Origin of the sequence: Nostoc sp., assembly GCF_036918015.1 — a bacterium.
GTDB lineage: Bacteria > Cyanobacteriota > Cyanobacteriia > Cyanobacteriales > Nostocaceae > Nostoc.
In genome coordinates this window covers 81,021-101,743 of record NZ_JBALEO010000094.1, presented here as the reverse complement: position 1 = coordinate 101,743, position 20,723 = coordinate 81,021, and the positions used below count along the sequence as shown (strand labels likewise).

Here is a 20,723-nt window from a genome sequence, read left to right as displayed (position 1 = left end):
CAAAAAATTAGGAGACACAACAGGAAAATTTAATCTCTGCAATTCTCATTAAACTTAAGATTCGCTTGACTTAGCACTCATTTTATCTAACAGTTGAGTGATTTTTTTAGCTTTTTCAGGTTGGCGCTGTTTTTGTAATAAATCTTTAGCTTGTTGCAGGTTAGTTTTTGCTTCTTCTTCTCGCTCTTGCTGCATGAGGATATTCGCCAGACGCAAATAAGCATCAGGATTTTTCGGACTGCGGCGAATTACTTCCCGAAATAATTCTGTTGCTTCTTCTACTTGTCCCTGCTGGTTTAAAACATCTCCCAAAAACAAGCGCACGACATCATTAGTAGAGTTGATGGAAATCACTTTGCGAAAAGCTGCTTCTGCACCTTGGTAATCTTTTGCTTGGGCAAGATTGATACCTTTTTGAAACAAGTCTGAAGTTATCAAAGTTTTCCAAGCAAAATAGCCAAGGATTGACAGACTCAGAACAACTACAACAGCAGCGATAATCGAACTAGTGGGAAAGGTTTCTAGCATTGTCTAAGCCAAAAGACAGGCGATAGGAAAAATCAGATATTCCATAAAAAAGAGTTTCCAGATAAATTGGTAGAATTGAGCGATCGCACTTTTCTCCTGTAAGTCTACCGTCAAACTCCGCAACCACAGCCAAGCCAATAGCCCCAAATGAGTGACTACCAGGAATATGGCGTTAACTGAGGCGACGTGTAGCACCCCAACCAGAATTATTCCCAGATAACAGGCAGTTATTACCCAAAGAGACAGATTGAACACAGCTTGGGGCCCAAGTTTGATGGTGAAAGTAGTAATATTGTAGAGGCGATCGCCTTCCATATCGGGGATATCTTTAAAGATAGCGATCGCAAAGGTAAACACTAAAATAAATAACGTCAACACCCACACCACAGGCGGAATTGTTTGGTTTTGTTGCAACGCCCAGCTGTAATGCAGATATAAACCTAAGTTAACAATCGTACCCCGCACCGAAAAAATACACAGCGCCGCCCAAACGGGAAACTGTTTTAAGCGAATTGGCGGTAAAGAATAAGCAGTACCAATGGCCAAACTAATTGCTACCATACCCAATAAAAACGGGCCAGTTAGCCACGCCACAACCAGCGCCAAAATTCCAGTAGAAGCAACAATTAATTGCCCAGTTTGCTGGGAAAACTCACCAGACGCTAAGGGTAAATGAGGCTTATTAATCTTGTCAATTTCCACATCTTCTAATTGATTCAGCCCCACAATATAAACATTGCCACACAGACAACCAATCCATGCACCGAAGACAGGGAGTAGGGAATACGTAGAGACGTGATGAATAGCGCTTGTAGAGACGCGATTCATCGCGTCTGTAGAGATATGATTAATCGCGTCTCTACTTATAGCAATGGCAATTAAATATAAACCAAAAACACTCAGACTTGTACCAATAATTGTGTGAGGGCGAGAGAATTTCCAGAAGGCGTATAACCATTGGAAATATGATTGAACAGGTTTGCCTGGTAAAGGGCTGTTTTGAGAACTTTGGCTCATGAGTAGCTTAGATACAGTATTCTGCTTGGTTGTTAATCATTGTCACAGAATTTGGTCATTAGACTTCTTGCATGAATCAAAGAACCTCACTCTAAATCTCTCTCCCAAGCTCGGACTACGGTATTTCTAGTTATATTTCAAACTAAGTAAAAATATTTAAACATCAATATAGCTATTTTTGAAGCGATTGATTATGGTTCAAAAACTGTTGCAATTTCAATTTCCTCTGGTAAAGGGAAAGAATTTACAAGATTAGCGATCGCACTAATTCTCTCAAAATTTGCCACCACACCATCACGATACTCATCTCTGATTTCCAAATCCAACAACAACTCCATTTGGTCAACATACTCACCGACATCAAAATACTTGCCGTTCGTCACGTTTGAGTAGGATTGTCATGACTTAAGTTTTTTCTTCAAATGATGTCTGGTTAATTGACCGAATATCATTAATCATCAGAATACAAATACTGATAACAAATAAAATTAAGCGAATGTTTTTATGCATTTTCATTTTCATTTTTATTTTCGATAATTAAAAAATTTTTTCAACACTCGTTTTAGTAAAAAAGTTTTTGATTTACTGGTAATAGCTTTTACATAAGTTCATCGGTTATCTTCCACTTTTATAAGTACTGTCGAAGTCATTACAAAGCTACCACCAGTAAACACTTGACGTTCATCACGTTTGATTTTTATGCTCATTAGCTTGTATTCGTTTTTTAAATTCCTCTAACGATTGTTCTGGTGTGGAAACCTTAACCCAACCCGGTTTAGCTCGTACAATACTAAGGTAGTACTGGAAAGCGTCTTCATCTTCTGGATGTCCTTTAACATAATTTCTTAGTTCGACTTCTGTTAATTGTTGATAATTAGTATTACTCATTTGATTAATTCCTCCCCGTTACTTAATATAAGGACACAAAAACAATGGCACGCTATATAAGGACACAAAAACAATGGCACGCTTAACAATCGACTCAGTACGCACCACAGTAGAAACAAAAGGGCTTATCTTTCAAGTTAACCCAACCAAGAAAAACCTTTACAAATACACAATACTAGACCAAAATTACAACCCTCTCTATGGTGGTTACACTCTTAACGAGTTGGTAGCAGATATGAACAAGGTAGAAGCAACTACCACACCTGCACCACAAACCGACTTAGAAAACTGCGACGATTTACAAAATATAGCTTGCAGCCTGACTTCTGAGATTGATCAAAATCCTCTTTGGGACGGTCGAGTATGTGAACTTACTTGTGAAGTGCCAAACATTGAAACATATCGCTATTATATCCACACTGACACGGGCATAATACCTGTAGAATCTATAGCCGACAGTGAAGAAACTTTTGCTAATAGTGTTCATAGTAATTAATTAACAAATGCGATTAATTTTATACAGTAAACCTGGCTGTCATTTATGCGAAGGTTTGCAAGAAAAGCTAGAACAAATCCAAAATCTCAGTTTCGAGTTGGAAGTTAGGGATATTACGACTCGTGAAGATTGGTTTGCTGCGTATGAGTATGAAGTGCCGGTACTTTATTTATCAAACCACAGAGGCGCAGAGGGCGCAGAGGGGAGTGAGAAACCATTGCCGCGTCCTTCTCCTCGTGCTAGTGTGCAGCAGTTGGAGCAAATGTTGTGTAAATATTTAGCCAATTAGAAAAAAATAATGCAGAATAAGCGCAAGATCAAGAATGTGACGAGGTTCACAAAATGAAATTGCGGGAATTACTAACAGCGGTAGACAGTGTTGAGCAATTGCCTAGTTATCCAACTTTGGAAGATGTGGAAGTTAGGGGTTTAAAGACGAATTCCCATGCTTGTCGTGTGGGAGATTTGTTTATTGGGATGCCAGGAACGCGGGTTGATGGTGGGGAATTTTGGCAAAGTGCGATCGCATCGGGGGCTGTAGCTGCGATCGTTTCTCCCGAAGCGGCACAAAAAAATCCTCCCACAAATCAGGCTGTGGTCATTAGTGCAAGTAACATCACTCAAGCTTGTGCGCAGATAGCCAGTGCTTTTTATGGTTATCCAGGGCGAAAACTCAAGTTGGTAGGCGTAACTGGTACAAATGGCAAAACTACAACTACTCATCTAATTGAATTTCTCCTCAACAAAGCTAATTTAGCGACAGCTTTGATGGGAACTCTCTACACTCGTTGGGCAGGTTTTGAGCAAACTGCTGCCCACACTACGCCCTTTGCAGTCGAACTCCAACAGCAGCTAGCAGAGGCGGTAAAGGCTGGGAGTGAGTTCGGGGTGATGGAAGTCAGTTCTCACGCTTTGGCTCAAGGTAGAGTGTTGGGTTGTGAATTTGAGGTAGCGGTATTTAGTAATCTTACTCAAGACCATCTCGACTATCACAGCGATATGGAAGATTACTTTGCTGCCAAAGCGTTGTTATTTAGCCCTAATTATCTCAAGGGACGGGCAATAATTAATGCTGATGATTCTTACGGAAAGCGGTTAATTGCGTCGTTAGATTCCGAACGGGTTTGGAGTTACAGCGTCAACGACAATAGCGCTGATTTATGGATGAGCGATTTAAGTTATCAGCCAAATGGTGTTAGTGGGACATTACATACACCAAAAGGTGACGTGGCTTTTCGATCGCCTCTAGTTGGACAATATAATTTAGAAAATCTTCTCGCAGCCGTAGGAGCAGTTTTGCACTTAGGGCTAGATTTGCAGTTAGTGGCATCTGTGATACCTGAGTTTCCCGGAGTTCCTGGACGGATGGAACGGGTACAGATTAGTACTGAGCAAGATATTAGCGTGATTGTGGATTATGCCCACACGCCCGATAGCTTGGAAAATTTATTGAAAGCTGCGCGTCCGTTTATACCTGGTAAAGTGATTTGTGTATTTGGTTGTGGAGGCGATCGCGATCGCACTAAGCGCCCAAAAATGGGTAAAATCGCCGCTGAGTTAGCTGATGTAGCAGTGGTGACATCAGATAATCCCCGAACTGAAGATCCAGAAAGGATTTTGCAAGATATTTTGGCGGGAATAGCTGACACAGTGCAGCCAACAGTAATTTGCGATCGGGCGATCGCAATTCGTACCGCTATTTTACAAGCACAACCCGGTGATGGAGTATTGCTTGCTGGTAAAGGTCACGAAGACTACCAAATTCTCGGCACCGAAAAAATCCATTTTGACGACCGAGAACACGCCCGCGACGCTTTACAGCAAAGACTTAACGTACAAGCTTAATTTGGGCATTGGAAGAGGCAGAGGGGCAGAGGGGCAGAGGGGCAGAGGAGAAAAACTTCCTGCTCCCCTGCTCCCGTGCTCCCCTGCTCCCCTGCTCCCGTGCTCCCCTGCCTCCCTGCCCCTCGTAGATAGACTTTTTTATAGTTAATATTTCTTTCCGTGGGGATTTTGTAAAAAATGCACACATAAAGGTGAAAATCGAAGACAGAATTATTTCTTGCTTCATCCTTTTTGTGCTTGACTCATGAATGTTTCTCTGGTTAAGGATCTGTCTGTTTATCAACTGGTTATGGGAGTGCAAACGCCTCCTAAACCATTGTCCCTCAGTCCTGCTACTCTACTATCACTGGTGAGAGCGCAAATTGACTTACTCATTGAGCAGCAAATTGCAGCCACTCTCTGGGTGAAGCTACCACCAGATAAAATTTGGCAATCAGAATTAGCGCGTTATCAATCCTCGGTAGGTGCCTCTAGTCTCATTTATACTTGCCAGATTGAGGAGAGTAGGAAAGGGGAAGCAGGGGAAGAGAAGGGAGAGGGAGAAGAAAGATTAAATATCTCCTCATCTCCCTCATCCCCATCATCTGATTATGTCCCCGTTCACCTACCACCAGATAGCCAAATGCGACGGGAAAACTTTCTGATGGCGTTATCGCCCCAGTTTTGCAGTTTAATTTTGGCTCATCGACCACTTAAAAAAAGCAAAAATCAGACATCGGGGAAGATAAATACTAATAAAAACCAGCCGTTACTGATTATAACTACTGTTGAAGGGAGAGTAATTCAGCAAGTCTTAACAGGTATCCAACAAGCGATTGCACCAGAATCATCCTCAATTTTACCTGCTAGTTTTATTTGTCCAACCGTGCCCCAAGGCGCACTTATGAATCAATTGTTGGCAAAACAACTCCTCCGACAAGATGAAATTAATCGTCAAATCATCACAGTACGCACTAATAAGTTGGAGCAGCAAAATCAAGAACTGCACAACAAAGAGCAACTCAAAGATGAATATCTGAAAAATGTCTGTCAGGAACTACGTATACCCTTGACGCACATGAAAACAGCACTTTCGTTATTAAATTCCCCTAATCTTAAACCCCCACAACGACAACGTTATTTACAGATGTTAAATACCCAGTGCGATCAGCAAAACTCCCTGATTACTGGTTTCTTGGAACTGGTGCAGCTAGAACAGAATTTGGAGGGGACGACTTTGGAGTTGGTGCGTCTCTCAGATATAGTACCTGGAGTAGTCAGTACCTACCAACCTGTGGCCCAAGAAAAAGGAATTATGCTAGCCTACACCGTACCGACTGAACTCCCATCTGTTTGGTGCGTGAGTGGTAAGCTGAGGCAAATTGTGATTAATCTGCTGCACAACAGCCTTAAGTTTACCCCTAATGGTGGTCAAGTATGGGTGCGTGCCCGTAGTCAAGGCGATTGTGTCCAATTAGAATTCCGCGACACAGGTATTGGTATTGCCGAAAACGAAATTCCCAAAATCTTCGATCGCTTTTATCGGGTGCGTACAACAGCAACCGAAGATTATGGTGGTGCTGGGTTAGGGTTAACGATAGTACAGCAATTGCTACTGCGCTGTGGTGGATCTATTTCTGTAAAAAGTAAATTATCTGAAGGTTCTACCTTTACAGTGCAACTGGCAACTGTTAGCAATATCCCAAGAGCGATCGCGACAGAAAATGAGTTATGAGTTATAAGTTATGAGTTATGAGTGAAAAATTCATAACTCATAACTCATAACTCTTATTTAATTGCTTCAAAAATTAGAAATAAATTGTGGAGGTGTTTCATATTCCTAGCGATATAGCGTTTCCTAATCACATGAGGTACATCTTAGCCCCCTCTCGAAGAGCGGGGAGGGGGTTGGGGGTGGGGTTCTTGTACCTCACTCAACCGAGAACCGCCATAACCTGTATTTGTTATTAGAAAATAATCGCACAATCGCTTGCTATACAAAAGCTCTAGATTTTAGAAAAGGCAAATGTTTTCGGAGAGTGACAGAAGAGCGATAAACAAAATATAGCAATCCGATTTTATTCCTGAATCACTCGTAGAGAAAGGGAACAGGCTTGCCGTGAGCGTAGCCGAACGGGAACAGGGAACAGGGAAGAAAAAATAAAGATGTACTGAGTTTTATTCAAAAATCAAATAGGAATCCTATAAGCTTTACTACGTCTTACTTATAAGGCGCTCAACTCGGATGGATATATCAGGAAAGGCTAGGGCTGAAATAGTACCTGTAGTTAGTGTCAGTTCAATTTTGTATTCTCCATTTTTTAGGTCGCGAAATACCTTTAACTGCGGAGTCTTCAGGTTGACAACCCAGTATTCAACAATACCAGCCTCAGCGTAGATGTCTTTTTTGTCACCTAAATCTTTGCTCAGGGTGGCTTTGGAGAATTCAATAAGCCAGAAGATATCTTCTGGATAAGGATGGTGTTCTAGGTAGACCTCACCTAATGGTTTGACGATCGCAACATCGGGAGCCGGTTCTGAATCGTTGGGCAAGGTAACGGGCTTGGCATCGCGGACTTTTACCCGTTCACCGAGCAGTGTGCGAAGATAATCAGCTGCTTCTGTGTTGTAGTAGGCGTGAGGTTCTCGTTCTGGGGGCATAACAATTAGGTCGCCGCGCAATAGTTCAATGGGCTGGTCGTCAAAGATGCCTGCCTCTATTGCTCTGTGATAACGTTGAATTGTCCATTTATAGGTAGTTACGGTCATAATCCTTATTTAGCCTTTTTTCTACCAATTAGACAAGAAGTTTACTTTGATTTTAAAATGAAATACTGGCTAGCTCATCAGACATTGTTGTTAGGACTTATGCACTTTACACATTGAAGGTATTTCATATTCGTAGCGAGAGACAAAATAAGCACCAACTTGTTTGTCACTGTGATGACGGAAACCAAAACGTTCGTATATTGCTCTGAGGCGTGGACGTGAAGCATCGCAATCTAGACGTAAATAATGTCTGCCAAGTGTTTTTGCTTGTTCAACAGCCCAAGCTAGAAGTGCTGAAGAGACTTTACCGCCAGAGTAATGCCGTCGAACTGCAAGGCGATGTACAAATGCTGACTCTTCCTCAGAAATGTCGGGCCAGAACAGTAAATCTTCTAGTTGAAACTTGATTGTACCAGCTGGTTCACCTGCCCACTCAGCAATAAAAAACAAGCCGTTAGCAACATCTTTAGACATACTTTCTCGCGAAACCTCACTCTCATGCCACAGAGTTCTACCACTCTGCTGGAGCCACAAAGCTGCTTCTAATAGCATATCCGAAACGATCGCCGTATCTTCTATGGTTGCTTGACGAATTGAGATGTACATTTAGTTATCAATAGTAGTTTTATACAAAGTTATTTCCCAATACAGAAACGGCTAAAAATCCTCTCTAAAACGGATTCTGTTACTTCTTCTCCGGTAATTTCTCCTAAAGCTTGAATCGCACCTCGTAAGTCAATTGTCCAAAAATCAAGAGGTAACTGCTGAATAATTGTTGCTTGCACTTGTTCTAAAGAGATTTTAGCTTGAGTTAAGGCTGCTGCCTGCCTTTGGTTAATGGCTAAATCCATATCAGCAGCTTGCACTTTTCCAGATTGAACTATCTCTAAAATTGCTGTTTCTAAAGCGTCAATACCTTGATTTTGGGCTGCGGCTGTGACAATTTTAGATTTTGGACTTCGGCTCCTTTCGACTTCGCTCAAGGCAAGTCGCTCAGTCGAACGATTTGGGATTTTGGATTGCAGAGTTGTTCTTTTGCTTTCTTCTACTAAATCGATTTTGTTAATCACTATAATCAACGGACGATGTTGCACCTTTTCGTAAATTTCTTCATCGCCTTCTGTCCAACCTGCGGAAGCATCGATGGTAAGTAAGACTAAATCAGCTGCATTGGCGGCACGATGCGATCGCTCGACGCCAATTTTTTCCACTTGGTCTGTTGTTTCCCGAATCCCGGCTGTATCTAGCACTTGTACGGGAATTCCCCCGACTACTAACTGAGATTCCACCACATCGCGGGTTGTACCAGGTAAATCAGTCACAATGGCGCGATCGCTCCGACTCCAAGCGTTCAATAAGCTCGACTTACCTACATTCGGACGCCCCACAATTGCCACTTTTAAACCAGTGCGTAGCAACTCACCTTGATCTTTGGTTTCCAATAACCTAGTTATTTCTGCGGCAATTTTATCAATTTCTGATATAATCGCTTTATCATCCAACGGCGGAAGGTCTTCCTCGAAATCAATCCGAGCTTCAATTTCTGCCAAGATATCCAAACAGTTAGCGCGTAACTGCCGAATTGGATGAGCTAATTTTCCTTGTAAACCAGCTAAGGCACTTTGAGCTGCTTGGGGCGATTTAGCTCCCACTAAATCGGCAATACCTTCGGCTTGAGTTAAATCCAATCGTCCATTCAAAAAGGCGCGGAGAGTAAATTCTCCCGGTTGCGCTAGTCTAGCCCCATTTTCCAAACACAGTTGTAATACCTGCTGCACTGCCATAATTCCCCCGTGGCAATGGAATTCTACAACATCTTCACGGGTGTAAGAACGGGGTGCTTTCATAATCAGCAACAGGGCTTCATCCACTATTTGTTGCGTCTGGGGATGGCGAATGTAACCGTAGAGAATCCGGTGACTTTCCCAAACTTGTCGCCCTGGTGCATGAAAGAGACTTTGGGCGATTGTCATTGCTTGAGAACCGGACACTCGCACAATACCAACACTACCCTGTTGGGGGACAACAGCAGTGGCGATCGCAGCTATAGTTCCAGTAGTAGCAAAGAGTTCTGACATGAGCGCCCTTTATTAAGAGTGAGGAGTAAAAATCATAACTCATAACTCATAAGTTTCTAAATGGTAAGTATTTAGACTAATGAGATACCAACTGGCAAGGTAAAATTTATCTGTAGGTCATGCCTGATAGTAACGAGTTAAGAGTGAAGAGTTAGAGATGAAAATCATAACTCACAACTTGTAACTTATAACTTTTAGAGAGAGGAATTCACTGTGGAGCAAAAAATTAACTGCGCTGTAGCCTGTGTTAACGGGTGTGTTTTAGGGGATAAATGCCCCAATATCAAGTTTAGAGAGTCAGCCGCAAAATTTATTGAAGAGACTCCTTTAGATAAAATGCTGGAGTTGGCACAGGAACGTCTGCGAAAAAAAATGACGGAACCGCCAAAATGGGTTTTTCCTGAAGATCCATAGGATTCGAGCCAACAGGCACAAGCAAGCAGCGTGGAAGTTAAATAGTATCTGGATCTATATTTAATTCTCGCAGTTTTACTGCCAAGCGATCGCTGCGTTGCTTCTCTTGTTGTGCCACTTCTTCGGGTGTGGGAAGCAGTTCTCCTTCAGGAGTGTAAAAGCGTAACTTTTCTTGAGCAACCCCTAAATATAAACCTAGCTGTTGACTCCATAACCAGCCTTGGGGATTTTGTTCTAGCGGTTGATATTCACCATCCAGCAAATGGAACCCTGAAAACTCTAACGTTTCCGGGTCAAACCAGAAGTAATCTGGTGTGCGAAATATATCTTGGTAAATTTGTTTTTTTAAGCCTTTATCAGTGTCACCTGTGCTATCCGAGATAATTTCTATAATTACATTGGGATATTTGCCATCTTCTTCCCAGACAACCCAACTTTTGCGGGGTTTGCGTTCAGTTCCCAGTACGACAAAAAAATCTGGCCCCCGAAAATTTTCTGATTTGCGCTGGCGTGGACTGTAGTAGATAGTGAGATTACCCGATGCGTAAAAGTCTTGGCGATTTTGCCACAACCACTCCAAACATTGGATGAGTAGTGTCATTTGCAACCGATGCAAGTCAGTTTCCAAAGGCGGTTCGTTACTATATAAATCCCCTGGGGGAAATATAACATTTTCTGAGGTTTCTAAATCTTGGGCGACAGACATGGCAGCAAGTGTCTCAGTGCTATAAGTTTAGCGTAGCAGTCAGCCCCAATTCTTAGAGACGCTGTTCGCGTTCGGAGAATTCAAAATTTAAAACTGGTCAGGGTTAAGGTATTCTACAGTCGCTAATTCTTCATCACCGCATCTAGCAGCACATTGGCATCAAAGCGGACTACATCAGTGCAAGGTAGCCCCGTTTCTGCTATTGTTTGAGCGATGCTTTCTTGAGCCGCAGATTCATCTAAATGGGCTGTGTTCAGCGCTATACCCACTACAGAAACACTTCCAAAAGCACCACCAGCATTAGCAACAGTTTCATACAGCCGAATCACCTCTGGTAAAGGTGGAATTAGTACATGGGGATGATTACGTATATGAACTTGTCCCGCCCGATGTACCAAAACTAGTTGGGTTGGTTGCGAACCACGGATGAGGGGTAGAGTTGCCGTTGAACCAGGGTGTAGCAGCGAACCTTGTCCTTCAATGTGCAAGATATCGTAGTTTTTGCCATAGCGCATAATAATCTGTTCCACAGCACCGGCGGCAAAATCTACCCGCACGGCATCTAAAGCCACGCCGTCTCCTTCTAACATCACCCCAGTTTGCCCCGTGGCGAGGAATTTAGAACGCCAGCCCCGCAGTTTTGATGCCCAATGTAACTCTAGACTAGTTGACATTTTACCAATCGCCATGTCGGTTCCCACTGTCAACACCCGGCGACATGGAAGGGTGCGTGCCATTCCACTAGCAACACTAATATTAGACGGTTCTTTTCGGACATCCCAAATTAGTTGCCCTGGTTTGAGCAGTGCATTTAATTCTGGGATACTTGCCATTGGTGTATGTAAACCATTCACCAAAGACATTCCCGCTTCTAAAGCGTCTTTGATTTCCAGCCAGTAATCATCTGGTACAGCACCACCTCCAGGGGCAATGCCAATTACTAAAACTTCCGGCTTGTACTCTAGGGCTGCGGCTACCGATGCCACAATCGGCACATCACGCTTGATGCCTGTTAATTCTGGTAGGGATTTACCAGCACACTCGCGATCGATTACGGCTACAATTGGGGCTTCACTGTAACGTAAAATTGCTAGCCCTGTTTTACCCTGAGTCCCAGTAGTTCCCTCATGTAGCAAGATAGCTACTCGTTGATTAAGTGATAGACGCACTGTGTTGTACTCCCAAGCCTGGTAAATCGTTTGGCAAAACTCTTCCTGCTTTTAGCAATGCACCCGTAAAAGGGTCATCAATTAAATTCAGGTGACTATCTAAATCTAAATAATCAGCTAGTGGTGCCAGCTGTAATGCTGCTGTATTAGCTAGCGAACTGTCAGAATAGCAACCGAACATTACTTGCAACCGATATGCTCGTGCTGTATGTACCATTCGCATTGCCTCTGTTAGTCCCCCTGATTTCATCAGTTTGATATTAATGCCATCCACGTAATTTGCCAAATCGGGAATATCAGCGCTGGTGAAACAACTTTCATCGACAAAGATGGGGAGGGGAGAGTGTTCTTTGAGTTTTGCTAAACTTGGTTCTTCTCCCCGTGACAATGGCTGTTCTACATACTTTATACCTAAATCAGCTAGCCAATTGCACATGGCGATCGCATCTTCTAAACTCCAGCCGCCGTTAGCATCAACAAAAAATTCTAGTTCAGGTGCTTCTTCTCGCACCGCTAAGAGCATTTTTTTATCTGCATCTATGCCATCTGGGCTACCTAGCTTCACCTTAAAAAGACGGACATCTGTAAACTTTAACCAGTCTCGCGCTCTCGCCCTAGCGCCTTCAGGTGAATTAATCCCAATTGTGACTGAAGTCGGGACTATTTGATTGCGATCGAGTCCCCAAAGTTGCCACAAAGGTAAACCTACGCGCTTACCCAACCAGTCATGCATTGCCATATCCAATGCAGCTCTTGCAGCAGAAGGAACTTGGTTTTGTATTAAAACTTGCTCAATTTCCTGACGTTGTAAGGGGCTGAATGTTTGCAACAGCGGCACAACTTTCTCTAAAGCATTTTTTATTGCATCAGTTGATTGCCGATGATTACCTACACCAAATGGCGATGCTTCCCCCCAGCCTTCGATCCCATCTTGTGAAATTCTCACCCATACATTGGTTGTCTGTGCCGTTGTACCCCGACTAATGGTCAACGGAAATCTCTTATTTACTGTAAATAATTTTACATTTATTTGCATATTTATTTTACATATTATGTTATTGCAAAAGCTAGTGTAAGTTGAAAGTTTAGATTATCGGATACATCTGTTATACTTTTTTACATTCATTGCAAACTTTTTATACATATATTTTATTTCTACTTAGTTTATGAACAACTTAAAAAAATGGAAGATTTTAAAATCAAAAATGGTTTTAGATAATCCTTGGTGTCAGGTGAGGCAAGATGAAATAGAATTACCAAGTGGTAAAATTATAGATGATTATTTTTTCAGTATTAAGCCTGATGTTGCGATGGTTTTACCCATCACAAGTAATAAAGAAATTATTTTTGTCCAGCAATATAGACACGCCGTAGGTGAATTTTTCTTGGAACTGCCGGCAGGGAATTTTGACCCGACAAAAGAGAGTGCAGAGGTAGCTGCAATTAGAGAACTAAGAGAAGAGACTGGTTATATTCCCCAAGAATTTAAAAAAATTGGAACTCTATATGATAAGCCAAGCAAAGATACCAATCAAATACATTTATTTTTAGCAGAGAATGTGAGCAAAGTTGGAGAGCAACAACTAGATATTACAGAAGAAATTGAAGTGGTATTAATTCCTGTAGAATCAGTTTTAGATAAAATTATTCAGGGAGAAATTTCTGTTGCCGGAACTGTAGCGACTCTCTTCTTAGGTTTAAAGTTTATCAGTTATTAATAATCAATGTAGCTTTTGCTTGTTTGTAAAAATAATGCTTGATGTAAATTGCATCCTGAAGACAGAAATTCACTGTCACTGTTCACACTCGCAATGTTCCAAACCACTTTCCGTCGCTTTACATCCAAGTTTTTTCTGAGATTCTAGAATTGGGGTTGTGTGTGCTTTCTTGCCAAAACGCTTTGCCTCTCTTCCTTTACGAATCAAGCACTCACATAGCTTCTCAGCCATTAGAGGTTCAACTTGCATATTGAAATGCAAATGTTGAGCACGTAGACAATTTCCTTCTGGTTTATTCTCGGCAATGATGCCGACCTCTTGAAGCTCATCTTCTGTTATCCAAATAAAGTCAATGTCTCGTTCTCTGGGATTTCGATTGTCAGTCCGAGATGCTATTACGTTATAAAGTTCTTGATCTGTACTAACTAGCCAAATGCTATAAAGGTGGCTTGGTTCATCGAATAAATTTTCAGCAACAACTCTTGCACGTTTCTCTACTGTGTCACATCCTTCAGGATTCCACCGAGTACGGCTACGAATTTCTCGAATGTATGCAGGAGCCTCAATACCGAACTCTAATAAAGTAGGTAGCATACCTGAAAAAACATCAAATGCAGTTATGAAATTTCATCAAGAGCTTCTTGGGCATAGTTACGAATATATGAATCTGGTTCATGAGTAGAAGAAAAGCGGCTGATCGAATTTCGGATGGGTTCAATGTCCATCTCATCGCCTAGAATGACTAATGTATCAATTATTGCCGCCTTAACAATACGTCTATTACTGACTGGAAAAAGATTCAAAGTAATTTCGAATCTTTCCTTTGCAGGAATTTGATAAGCATAAGCAATTCCTTTAAGTAAGACTTCCCAAAAATCATCCAAGTTGAATAAATTACTAGCAGATGAAGTTGCGAGCAAATTAGCAGATTCTAGGTATTGAATAGCACCTTTGAAAAGATTAATATCTGTACACTCTGCTAATAAGTCAGAGGCACCATCGTAAGCATCAAAAATTTCTTTTCTCCTACTCCACATTAAAATCGCCAGAATAGATTGCCATGAATTAATATTCTGGAAAACAAGTTTTCTTAATTTCGCTCGTTGAGTAGAAGATGAAAGAAAGTACTCGCGAATGAGTAAATCTGGATCAATATATCTATAACGATAGTCAACTGAAGTTGTTTTCAGAGAATTACCAGTTTGAGGTAATAAGTCTCTACTTTCCTTAGTTAAAGAAACAGTTTTCTCTACTATGCTAGCCATTGGAACCCCCACTCATGTTTGATTTCCTCTTGAATCAGATCCAAAAAAGCCTTAACAGTATATTCATGAACCGCATGAAACCAATCTGTAAAATTGTAACTCGTATCCACACTTCGAGATGTTAATTCAAAAAACATAAGAAAAGAATTATCTTCGATTCTGAGTCTTGAATTCAGAGATACAGTTAAAATTCCTAGATTATTCGGAAGTATAAACTCCAGTGCAGAACTGTACAGTCTTGGTTTTTCAAGAAATCCATTCCATTCTTTACCTGCAAAAGTAAAAATTTTACTGGTATCACCCGGATTATTCCAACCAAAATTTTTATCAAGTTGATTTAAATAAGTTAGTTCATAATGAACGGGCTGCAATGGCAAGCCAGTAAGCTCTATCCACCAATTTTGGAAAATTTGCCACTCCTGCTCAAATTTTGGATAAATATCCTCGAAATGGGGATATTTTTCAGCTTCACTTTGACGACGCCAATTGTAATGAAAGCGATTTGCCTGCAACTGAATCAATTGCCGTTTATCAGCAGATTCAAACCAGACCCGACAGAGCTTAGGTAGGGTAGGGAGTAGATCAATATCGACAATAGGAGGGAGATCCTGTGGCGGAACTGGAAACTGCTCTCGAATCCTCTGCCAGTATAGACCAAAATGGACAGCAGAAAATTCTGGAGCACTGAACTCGACTCCGCATACAACCTCGGTCAACGGTGATTTAATGAATTCAGCGATTGCCATTCGCCAAAATAGCCTGATATAAGGTTTCAAGAGATCATAGTGATACTTCTCTAGATTACTCTCAAATGGGCAGTAGCGAAAAATATTTTGGGCTGTGGATCGGCATAACAAAGTATTGGAGCAGATAAACAAGAGATTTAGTGTTGAGTATGAGGTTGTTTGCTGCCGCTCAATTTGGCTTGTGATCTATATCAGGAAAGTGGGTAAGTTATCCGCATCATATCGGCTAGTAAAGCTACTGAGTAAGAGCACTAACAATAGAGCAGGAGTCAGAATTGGGAAGTAAAACAGGCTTTATGCCTTACTTTAAGACCTAGTTTGTGTATTTAAACAACGTGAAACCCTTGTATCAGAGTATTTTCTCATGAAATAAGAGTATAAATAATTTTTAATTTTCAGTTTTTTACCTTGCCCATTGCTGCAAAATATAAGCATAAAAAGCCTCTTTATCTACCTTATCCATCGCATAAATCTTCCGACCATCAGAAACTACTTTAGTACGCCCTTGACTAAGACCAGTGGTGATAATTTCTGTTTCCCATTCGCGCAATTGATAAAATTCTGGATGTCCCAAATAAGCCGTTGCCAACACATCCCAGAAATAATAATCTTGTGGGATAACTAGTGCATAACACTGTCCGGCTAAATCAGAGATGGGATAGTGGCGTTGTCGTCCCATTTTGTATACTAACTCTGATGTAACTGGGACATTGTTAGTTAAATCTAAAGGACACATAATAATTTCAATTTGGGTTTGCCATACCCGCGCTGCTGAAATTGCGTCCCAATAAACATTCCATTCGGCAGAACCATCTTGTCCAGGTTCTAAACTTTTTTCTACATTGCCACCAACATTTAATGCGCCTCCCATCCACACAATTTTGTGAATCTTGGCTTCAATATCCGGTGCTTTGTCTAAAGCTACTGCAACGGTGGTCAACGGGCCAGTTACTATCAACGTTACGGGGTCTGATGCCTCGCGCAACACCTTAATCATGAAATCTTGACCTGTTTCGGCAACCAGAGGCGTAGTGATGCTTTCCCTTTGATTGAGAATGGGGAGATGGTCAACGATAAACGAATCACGGCGATAGAGAGTAGGAAATGGATTGATACCGCGCACTGTGCTTTCTGCAACCGGGATATGAGAAAATCCCATCAAATCGATAATTTTACGTGTGGCGCTAACAGCCGGTTGAACGTAGCAATCTGCTGGAGTGACGACAACACCAAGGAGTTCAATACGATCCATTGTCAACAGCAGCATAGTTGCCAGATAATCATCTACACCGCCATCGTGATCCATTAATACCAGTTGTTTTGTCATAAAAGGAGAATTATATGGATGAGTTTATGGAAGCTGCAATTCAAGAAGCAAAACAAGGCAGACAAGAAGGTGGAATTCCCATTGGTTCGGTTCTCGTCAAGGATGGCAAAATTCTCGGCAGAGGACACAATAAACGCGTGCAAGACGGCGATCCTGTTACCCACGCCGAAATCGATTGTCTCCGCAATGCTGGGAGAGTTGGCAGTTATAGAGGTACTACACTCTATTCAACTTTAATGCCATGTTACCTGTGCGCTGGAGCAGTGGTACAATTTGGCATTAAAAAAGTCATCGCTGGAGAATCCAAAACTTTTCCTGGTGCTAAAGAATTTATGGTATCTCACGGTGTGGACGTTATCGATCTTAATCTTGATGAGTGCGAACAAATGATGAGTGAGTTTATTGAAACTAACCCCGAACTTTGGAATGAAGATATCGGTAAATAGTCATTGCATCGCTACAATCATAGCGATCGCAATATCTGGTTGAAGTCCAGCACATTAGGAAAATATTGATAATACTTAAGAAAGAAGCTGCAAACTCTTTTATATTACACAATAATTTTAGTGACTAGAACTAGCTAAAATTTAAACGTGTGAAAATGTCAAATCTAACTGAATTTACATTATTTGCTCCTCGTAACAAAGGAGCATCTTTAATTGGGTCTTTTTCAGATTGGAAAGAAATTCCCATGTCAAAAAGTGAAGATGGTTATTTTCGCACTAAAATTAAACTGGAAGATGGCGTTTATCAATATAAATTTCGCATTCAAACCAAAAGCCCAAATTTTGCACTTGATGAATGGATAGATGTCATTGATCCCAAAGCAACAGATGTTAATGAAACAGAAAAATACAGCATAGTACGCATTCAAGATGGTCAATGCATTGTTGATACTTACATTTGGCAACACGATGAGATACCGTTGCCTGACAATCGGGAATTAGTCATATACGAAATGCACGTTGCCGATTTTACTGCTGATGAAGTTGACTGTAACGAGAAAGGCAAATATTTAGGGATAATTGCTAAGTTAGATTATCTTTGTGAATTGGGAATTAATGCAATTGAATTAATGCCAGTTAATGAGTACCCTGGTGATTATAACTGGGGCTATAAGGTTCGCCACTTCTTTGCTACAGAATCTAGTTACGGTTCAACAGAAGATTTAAAGCGGTTGATTGACGAGTGTCATGGTAGAGGCATTCGCGTCTTTATGGATGGAATTTATAACCACACAGATGAAGAATGCCCTTTAATACTAATTGACAGAAATTACTGGTATTACGAACACAAGCATTATCCTGAAGACCCAGATAATTATTGGGGGCCAGAGTTTAACTATGATAATTACGACAAAAACTTAAATATTAAGCCTGCATGGGAATACATCGGCGATGTGGTGAAATTTTGGATTCAGGAGTATCACATTGATGGAATTCGCTTTGATGCAGTGCGGCAATTGGCTAACTTTGAATTTCTCAACTGGCTGACTAAGGAAGCGAAAAACCATGCTGCGCCCAAACAGTTTTACAACATTGCTGAACATATTCCCGATACAAACACTGTAGTCAAGCCAGATGGCCCATTAGATGCTTGTTGGCATGAGAGTTTTCGCTACTTTTTAGTTCCATATATTTGTGGGAAATCATTTGAATTAGAACAACTCAAGCAGATTTTAGATCCCAAACAGCAGGGTTATGCGATCGCAACCAATGTAATCAATTATTTGGCAACCCACGATCGCGAACGTGTATTACGAGAATTAGGCAATTGCGGCATCTTTAACACACCCGCATTTGAACGAGCTAAGTTAGCTGCTGCTGTGTTAATGACAGCGATGGGTATACCGATGCTATGGATGGGAGAAGAGTTTGGCGAATATCAGCAAAAAAGCGAAGATGTGACTAAGCCGCGCAAGATTAATTGGTCTTTGTTGTCAAGCGACCAAAATCATGATTTATTTGAGTATTATCAAAAGTTGATTGCTCTACGTCAGCAAAATCCAGCTTTGCAAAGCGACAATATTAAGTTTTTCTACGAAAATGCAGCTGAGAAAGTGCTGGCTTACACCCGTTGGGATGAGCAGAATTCTCATGTCGTTGTCGTGGTAAATTTTTCCAACCAAAATCTAAATCAATATAAAATTTCCGACTTCCCAACTGCTGAGTATTGGCGAGATGGGGTTACTAATCAGGAAGTGAAATCTGGAGAGGATGGTTTCGTGACTGACTTGCCAAGCTATACAGCTAAGATATTTGTTTTGCAGTAATAATCTCACTAGTTGTCCAGCAGATTTACAAGCAATGTGTAGTCTGTCGAAGCAGTGCGATCGCTCGTAAAACAAACTGCTTGCGTCGCAACCCAGTAATAAGAGTAGTTGTGGGAGCAACAGCAAATAAAATAATATCATGTCCGATCGGATCAGCCCAAAACCCAGATTGTAGAGACGCGATTTATCGCGTCTTGAAAGACCAATCATCTACACCAATAACCCTTAACCCAAGCGTATTGTGACATAACACCATCTGCGAACAAGGCATTGGGCAGTAATTAACAGGAGGCTTTATGGTAATTTTTGACAATTTGCGCTTCCCTTTGACGCTTTTCACAGCACTAGGCTGCGGATTAGTGGCTGGCGTCTTCTTTGCCTTCTCAACTTTCGTGATGAACGCCCTTGCACGACTCCAGGCAAAGGAGGGCATTATCGCTATGCAATCTATCAATATCACCGCGATCAATCCGTTGTTCATGTTGGCACTCTTTGGAACGGCTACGGCTTGCATCTTTCTAGCGGTTTCCTCGGTGTTAAAGTGGCATCAACCTGGCGCTGCCTATTTGCTTATCGGTAGCCTCCTGTATCTTATTGGCACTGTTCTAGTGACGATCGCCTTCAATGTGCCCCTGAATGATGCGTTAGCGATCGCTAAACCAGACAGCACTGAAGGCGCGAACCTATGGGCTAAATACCTTACCAACTGGACGTTCTGGAACCACGTTCGGACAATAGCGGCACTGGCGGCAGCACTTATACTCGGACTGTGCGATCGCACGTGAAATAGGAATTATAAATACGTATGATACCCTTTGCTTGGCAAAATGAAGCTATATGAGTATTCAAGCAGCATACGATAATTGGTCAGCCACATACGATGCTGACGAAAATCTGACGCGCGATCTCGATCGAATCGTCACCAGAGAAACCTTGATGGGTTTGAGGTGTAAATCAGTCGTGGAAATTGGTTGTGGCACTGGTAAAAATACACTTTTACTTTCACAAATTGCTCTGAAAGTTTGTGCGATCGATTTTTCAGCACAGATGATCGAAAAGGCGAAAGAGAAAGTGAGGGCTGCGAATGTGGTATTTCTTACAGAAGATATTACTAAGCAATGGACTTGTCATAATGAGTCTGCCGATTTAGTCACTTGTAATCTTGTTTTAGAACACATCGAAGACCTCAGCTTGATATTTTCAGAAGCATCTCGTGTATTAGTCAAAGGAGGATACTTTTTTATCTGTGAGCTTCATCCATTCAAGCAATATCAAGGAACAAAAGCTAATTTTGAAAGACAGCAAGAGTCTATTGAAATTCCGGCATTTGTCCATCATTTATCAGACTTTTTTAACACAGCGAAAGTTCATAGCTTCCTACTTGAAGACTTCAATGAGTGGTGGCATGAACAGGATAAAAATAAACCACCAAGACTAGTATCAATCTTGTTGAGAAAGTGAAAATTTTTTGGGGCATTAAAATTTAGAGCAGTTGCAGGCAAGAGT

Annotated in this window: 24 protein-coding genes; 10 read left to right on the top strand and 14 right to left on the bottom strand. The window is 41.4% G+C overall.

Going from position 1 to position 20,723, the window contains the following annotated elements:
* Positions 1-54: 54 nt before the first annotated feature.
* From V7K61_RS30010 to V7K61_RS29995, 4 genes are all read right to left on the bottom strand, one after another.
* The gene (locus V7K61_RS30010; protein WP_335059250.1) at positions 55-528 is read right to left on the bottom strand and encodes a tetratricopeptide repeat protein; all 474 of its coding nucleotides are present in this window, start codon (positions 526-528) and stop codon (positions 55-57) included.
* A 3-nt stretch (positions 529-531) separates the two neighbouring features.
* On the bottom strand, positions 532-1,545 hold the full coding sequence (locus V7K61_RS30005; RefSeq protein ID WP_335059248.1) for a homogentisate phytyltransferase: 1,014 nt from the start codon (positions 1,543-1,545) through the stop codon (positions 532-534).
* Positions 1,546-1,736: 191 nt separating this feature from the next.
* Positions 1,737-1,883: a DUF4089 domain-containing protein gene (locus tag V7K61_RS30000; RefSeq protein WP_335059271.1), complete on the bottom strand. Its 147-nt coding sequence runs from the start codon at positions 1,881-1,883 to the stop codon at positions 1,737-1,739.
* Between the two features lie 346 nt (positions 1,884-2,229).
* On the bottom strand, positions 2,230-2,433 hold the full coding sequence (locus V7K61_RS29995; RefSeq protein WP_292746158.1) for a DUF6887 family protein: 204 nt from the start codon (positions 2,431-2,433) through the stop codon (positions 2,230-2,232).
* A 73-nt stretch (positions 2,434-2,506) separates the two neighbouring features.
* Here V7K61_RS29995 and V7K61_RS29990 point away from each other — a divergent pair, with 73 nt between their 5' ends.
* The 4 genes from V7K61_RS29990 to V7K61_RS29975 all read left to right on the top strand — a co-directional run bounded on the left by V7K61_RS29990 (position 2,507) and on the right by V7K61_RS29975 (position 6,488).
* Positions 2,507-2,929 (top strand): hypothetical protein, encoded by a 423-nt coding sequence (locus tag V7K61_RS29990; RefSeq protein WP_335059245.1) that lies wholly within the window; start codon positions 2,507-2,509, stop codon positions 2,927-2,929.
* Between the two features lie 7 nt (positions 2,930-2,936).
* A complete protein-coding gene (locus V7K61_RS29985) occupies positions 2,937-3,218 on the top strand; it encodes a glutaredoxin family protein (protein WP_335059243.1) in 282 nt (93 codons plus the stop codon).
* 53 nt (positions 3,219-3,271) lie between these two features.
* Entirely contained in the window at positions 3,272-4,774 is a 1,503-nt protein-coding gene (locus V7K61_RS29980) for a UDP-N-acetylmuramoyl-L-alanyl-D-glutamate--2,6-diaminopimelate ligase (protein ID WP_335059241.1), read from the top strand.
* 244 nt (positions 4,775-5,018) lie between these two features.
* Positions 5,019-6,488: a DICT sensory domain-containing protein gene (locus V7K61_RS29975; protein ID WP_335059239.1), complete on the top strand. Its 1,470-nt coding sequence runs from the start codon at positions 5,019-5,021 to the stop codon at positions 6,486-6,488.
* 479 nt (positions 6,489-6,967) lie between these two features.
* Here the strand turns inward: V7K61_RS29975 and V7K61_RS29970 are convergent, their stop codons facing one another.
* The 3 genes from V7K61_RS29970 to mnmE all read right to left on the bottom strand — a co-directional run bounded on the left by V7K61_RS29970 (position 6,968) and on the right by mnmE (position 9,600).
* Positions 6,968-7,522, bottom strand: a complete 555-nt coding sequence (locus V7K61_RS29970) for a Uma2 family endonuclease (RefSeq protein WP_335059237.1) — start codon at positions 7,520-7,522, stop codon at positions 6,968-6,970.
* Between the two features lie 90 nt (positions 7,523-7,612).
* A complete protein-coding gene (locus tag V7K61_RS29965) occupies positions 7,613-8,128 on the bottom strand; it encodes a GNAT family N-acetyltransferase (RefSeq protein WP_335059235.1) in 516 nt (171 codons plus the stop codon).
* Between the two features lie 29 nt (positions 8,129-8,157).
* Entirely contained in the window at positions 8,158-9,600 is a 1,443-nt protein-coding gene (gene mnmE, locus V7K61_RS29960; RefSeq protein ID WP_335059233.1) for a tRNA uridine-5-carboxymethylaminomethyl(34) synthesis GTPase MnmE, read from the bottom strand.
* A gap of 213 nt (positions 9,601-9,813) precedes the next feature.
* On the opposite strand from mnmE, the gene V7K61_RS29955 reads away from it, so the two are divergent.
* Entirely contained in the window at positions 9,814-10,014 is a 201-nt protein-coding gene (locus V7K61_RS29955; protein ID WP_335059231.1) for a hypothetical protein, read from the top strand.
* A 37-nt stretch (positions 10,015-10,051) separates the two neighbouring features.
* Here the strand turns inward: V7K61_RS29955 and V7K61_RS29950 are convergent, their stop codons facing one another.
* The 3 genes from V7K61_RS29950 to V7K61_RS29940 form a co-directional block, all read right to left on the bottom strand.
* Complete coding sequence (locus tag V7K61_RS29950) at positions 10,052-10,720, bottom strand: Uma2 family endonuclease (RefSeq protein WP_292808630.1); 669 nt, start codon at positions 10,718-10,720, stop codon at positions 10,052-10,054.
* Between the two features lie 122 nt (positions 10,721-10,842).
* Complete coding sequence (locus tag V7K61_RS29945) at positions 10,843-11,889, bottom strand: DUF1611 domain-containing protein (protein ID WP_335059229.1); 1,047 nt, start codon at positions 11,887-11,889, stop codon at positions 10,843-10,845.
* Positions 11,873-12,925 (bottom strand): dipeptide epimerase, encoded by a 1,053-nt coding sequence (locus tag V7K61_RS29940; RefSeq protein WP_335059227.1) that lies wholly within the window; start codon positions 12,923-12,925, stop codon positions 11,873-11,875. Before V7K61_RS29940 ends, V7K61_RS29945 begins: the two co-directional genes overlap by 17 nt.
* A gap of 130 nt (positions 12,926-13,055) precedes the next feature.
* Between V7K61_RS29940 and V7K61_RS29935 the strand changes: the two genes are divergently transcribed.
* The gene (locus V7K61_RS29935; protein ID WP_335059225.1) at positions 13,056-13,607 is read left to right on the top strand and encodes an NUDIX hydrolase; all 552 of its coding nucleotides are present in this window, start codon (positions 13,056-13,058) and stop codon (positions 13,605-13,607) included.
* Positions 13,608-13,682: 75 nt separating this feature from the next.
* Here V7K61_RS29935 and V7K61_RS29930 read toward each other — a convergent pair whose 3' ends face one another.
* The 4 genes from V7K61_RS29930 to V7K61_RS29915 all read right to left on the bottom strand — a co-directional run bounded on the left by V7K61_RS29930 (position 13,683) and on the right by V7K61_RS29915 (position 16,945).
* Positions 13,683-14,201, bottom strand: a complete 519-nt coding sequence (locus V7K61_RS29930) for a hypothetical protein (protein ID WP_335059223.1) — start codon at positions 14,199-14,201, stop codon at positions 13,683-13,685.
* A 23-nt stretch (positions 14,202-14,224) separates the two neighbouring features.
* Entirely contained in the window at positions 14,225-14,872 is a 648-nt protein-coding gene (locus tag V7K61_RS29925; protein WP_335059221.1) for a hypothetical protein, read from the bottom strand.
* On the bottom strand, positions 14,860-15,618 hold the full coding sequence (locus V7K61_RS29920; RefSeq protein WP_335059219.1) for a TIGR04255 family protein: 759 nt from the start codon (positions 15,616-15,618) through the stop codon (positions 14,860-14,862). Before V7K61_RS29920 ends, V7K61_RS29925 begins: the two co-directional genes overlap by 13 nt.
* 403 nt (positions 15,619-16,021) lie before the next feature.
* Entirely contained in the window at positions 16,022-16,945 is a 924-nt protein-coding gene (locus tag V7K61_RS29915) for a nucleoside hydrolase (protein WP_335059217.1), read from the bottom strand.
* Positions 16,946-16,959: 14 nt separating this feature from the next.
* Between V7K61_RS29915 and V7K61_RS29910 the strand changes: the two genes are divergently transcribed.
* The 4 genes from V7K61_RS29910 to V7K61_RS29895 all read left to right on the top strand — a co-directional run bounded on the left by V7K61_RS29910 (position 16,960) and on the right by V7K61_RS29895 (position 20,678).
* Positions 16,960-17,391 carry a nucleoside deaminase gene (locus tag V7K61_RS29910; RefSeq protein WP_289796565.1) on the top strand — a complete coding sequence of 144 codons (432 nt, stop codon included), beginning with the start codon at positions 16,960-16,962 and terminating at the stop codon, positions 17,389-17,391.
* A gap of 155 nt (positions 17,392-17,546) precedes the next feature.
* Complete coding sequence (locus V7K61_RS29905) at positions 17,547-19,217, top strand: alpha-amylase family glycosyl hydrolase (RefSeq protein WP_335059215.1); 1,671 nt, start codon at positions 17,547-17,549, stop codon at positions 19,215-19,217.
* Between the two features lie 440 nt (positions 19,218-19,657).
* The gene (locus V7K61_RS29900) at positions 19,658-20,002 is read left to right on the top strand and encodes an anthrone oxygenase family protein (protein ID WP_335059213.1); all 345 of its coding nucleotides are present in this window, start codon (positions 19,658-19,660) and stop codon (positions 20,000-20,002) included.
* Between the two features lie 52 nt (positions 20,003-20,054).
* Positions 20,055-20,678 carry a class I SAM-dependent methyltransferase gene (locus V7K61_RS29895; RefSeq protein WP_335059211.1) on the top strand — a complete coding sequence of 208 codons (624 nt, stop codon included), beginning with the start codon at positions 20,055-20,057 and terminating at the stop codon, positions 20,676-20,678.
* Positions 20,679-20,723 lie beyond the last annotated feature (45 nt).

Coding starts and splice junctions, on each gene's coding strand:
- V7K61_RS29920 (WP_335059219.1), bottom strand. CDS start 15,618: ATGGCAATCGCTGAATTCATTAAATCACCGTTGACCGAGGTTGTATGC.
- V7K61_RS30005 (WP_335059248.1), bottom strand. CDS start 1,545: ATGAGCCAAAGTTCTCAAAACAGCCCTTTACCAGGCAAACCTGTTCAA.
- V7K61_RS29915 (WP_335059217.1), bottom strand. CDS start 16,945: ATGACAAAACAACTGGTATTAATGGATCACGATGGCGGTGTAGATGAT.
- V7K61_RS29980 (WP_335059241.1), top strand. CDS start 3,272: ATGAAATTGCGGGAATTACTAACAGCGGTAGACAGTGTTGAGCAATTG.
- V7K61_RS29990 (WP_335059245.1), top strand. CDS start 2,507: ATGGCACGCTTAACAATCGACTCAGTACGCACCACAGTAGAAACAAAA.
- V7K61_RS29925 (WP_335059221.1), bottom strand. CDS start 14,872: ATGGCTAGCATAGTAGAGAAAACTGTTTCTTTAACTAAGGAAAGTAGA.
- V7K61_RS29930 (WP_335059223.1), bottom strand. CDS start 14,201: ATGCTACCTACTTTATTAGAGTTCGGTATTGAGGCTCCTGCATACATT.
- V7K61_RS29895 (WP_335059211.1), top strand. CDS start 20,055: ATGAGTATTCAAGCAGCATACGATAATTGGTCAGCCACATACGATGCT.
- V7K61_RS29965 (WP_335059235.1), bottom strand. CDS start 8,128: ATGTACATCTCAATTCGTCAAGCAACCATAGAAGATACGGCGATCGTT.
- V7K61_RS29975 (WP_335059239.1), top strand. CDS start 5,019: ATGAATGTTTCTCTGGTTAAGGATCTGTCTGTTTATCAACTGGTTATG.
- V7K61_RS30010 (WP_335059250.1), bottom strand. CDS start 528: ATGCTAGAAACCTTTCCCACTAGTTCGATTATCGCTGCTGTTGTAGTT.
- V7K61_RS29940 (WP_335059227.1), bottom strand. CDS start 12,925: ATGCAAATAAATGTAAAATTATTTACAGTAAATAAGAGATTTCCGTTG.
- mnmE (WP_335059233.1), bottom strand. CDS start 9,600: ATGTCAGAACTCTTTGCTACTACTGGAACTATAGCTGCGATCGCCACT.
- V7K61_RS29905 (WP_335059215.1), top strand. CDS start 17,547: ATGTCAAATCTAACTGAATTTACATTATTTGCTCCTCGTAACAAAGGA.
- V7K61_RS29900 (WP_335059213.1), top strand. CDS start 19,658: ATGCAATCTATCAATATCACCGCGATCAATCCGTTGTTCATGTTGGCA.
- V7K61_RS29995 (WP_292746158.1), bottom strand. CDS start 2,433: ATGAGTAATACTAATTATCAACAATTAACAGAAGTCGAACTAAGAAAT.
- V7K61_RS29970 (WP_335059237.1), bottom strand. CDS start 7,522: ATGACCGTAACTACCTATAAATGGACAATTCAACGTTATCACAGAGCA.
- V7K61_RS30000 (WP_335059271.1), bottom strand. CDS start 1,883: ATGGAGTTGTTGTTGGATTTGGAAATCAGAGATGAGTATCGTGATGGT.
- V7K61_RS29935 (WP_335059225.1), top strand. CDS start 13,056: ATGAACAACTTAAAAAAATGGAAGATTTTAAAATCAAAAATGGTTTTA.
- V7K61_RS29950 (WP_292808630.1), bottom strand. CDS start 10,720: ATGTCTGTCGCCCAAGATTTAGAAACCTCAGAAAATGTTATATTTCCC.
- V7K61_RS29985 (WP_335059243.1), top strand. CDS start 2,937: ATGCGATTAATTTTATACAGTAAACCTGGCTGTCATTTATGCGAAGGT.
- V7K61_RS29910 (WP_289796565.1), top strand. CDS start 16,960: ATGGATGAGTTTATGGAAGCTGCAATTCAAGAAGCAAAACAAGGCAGA.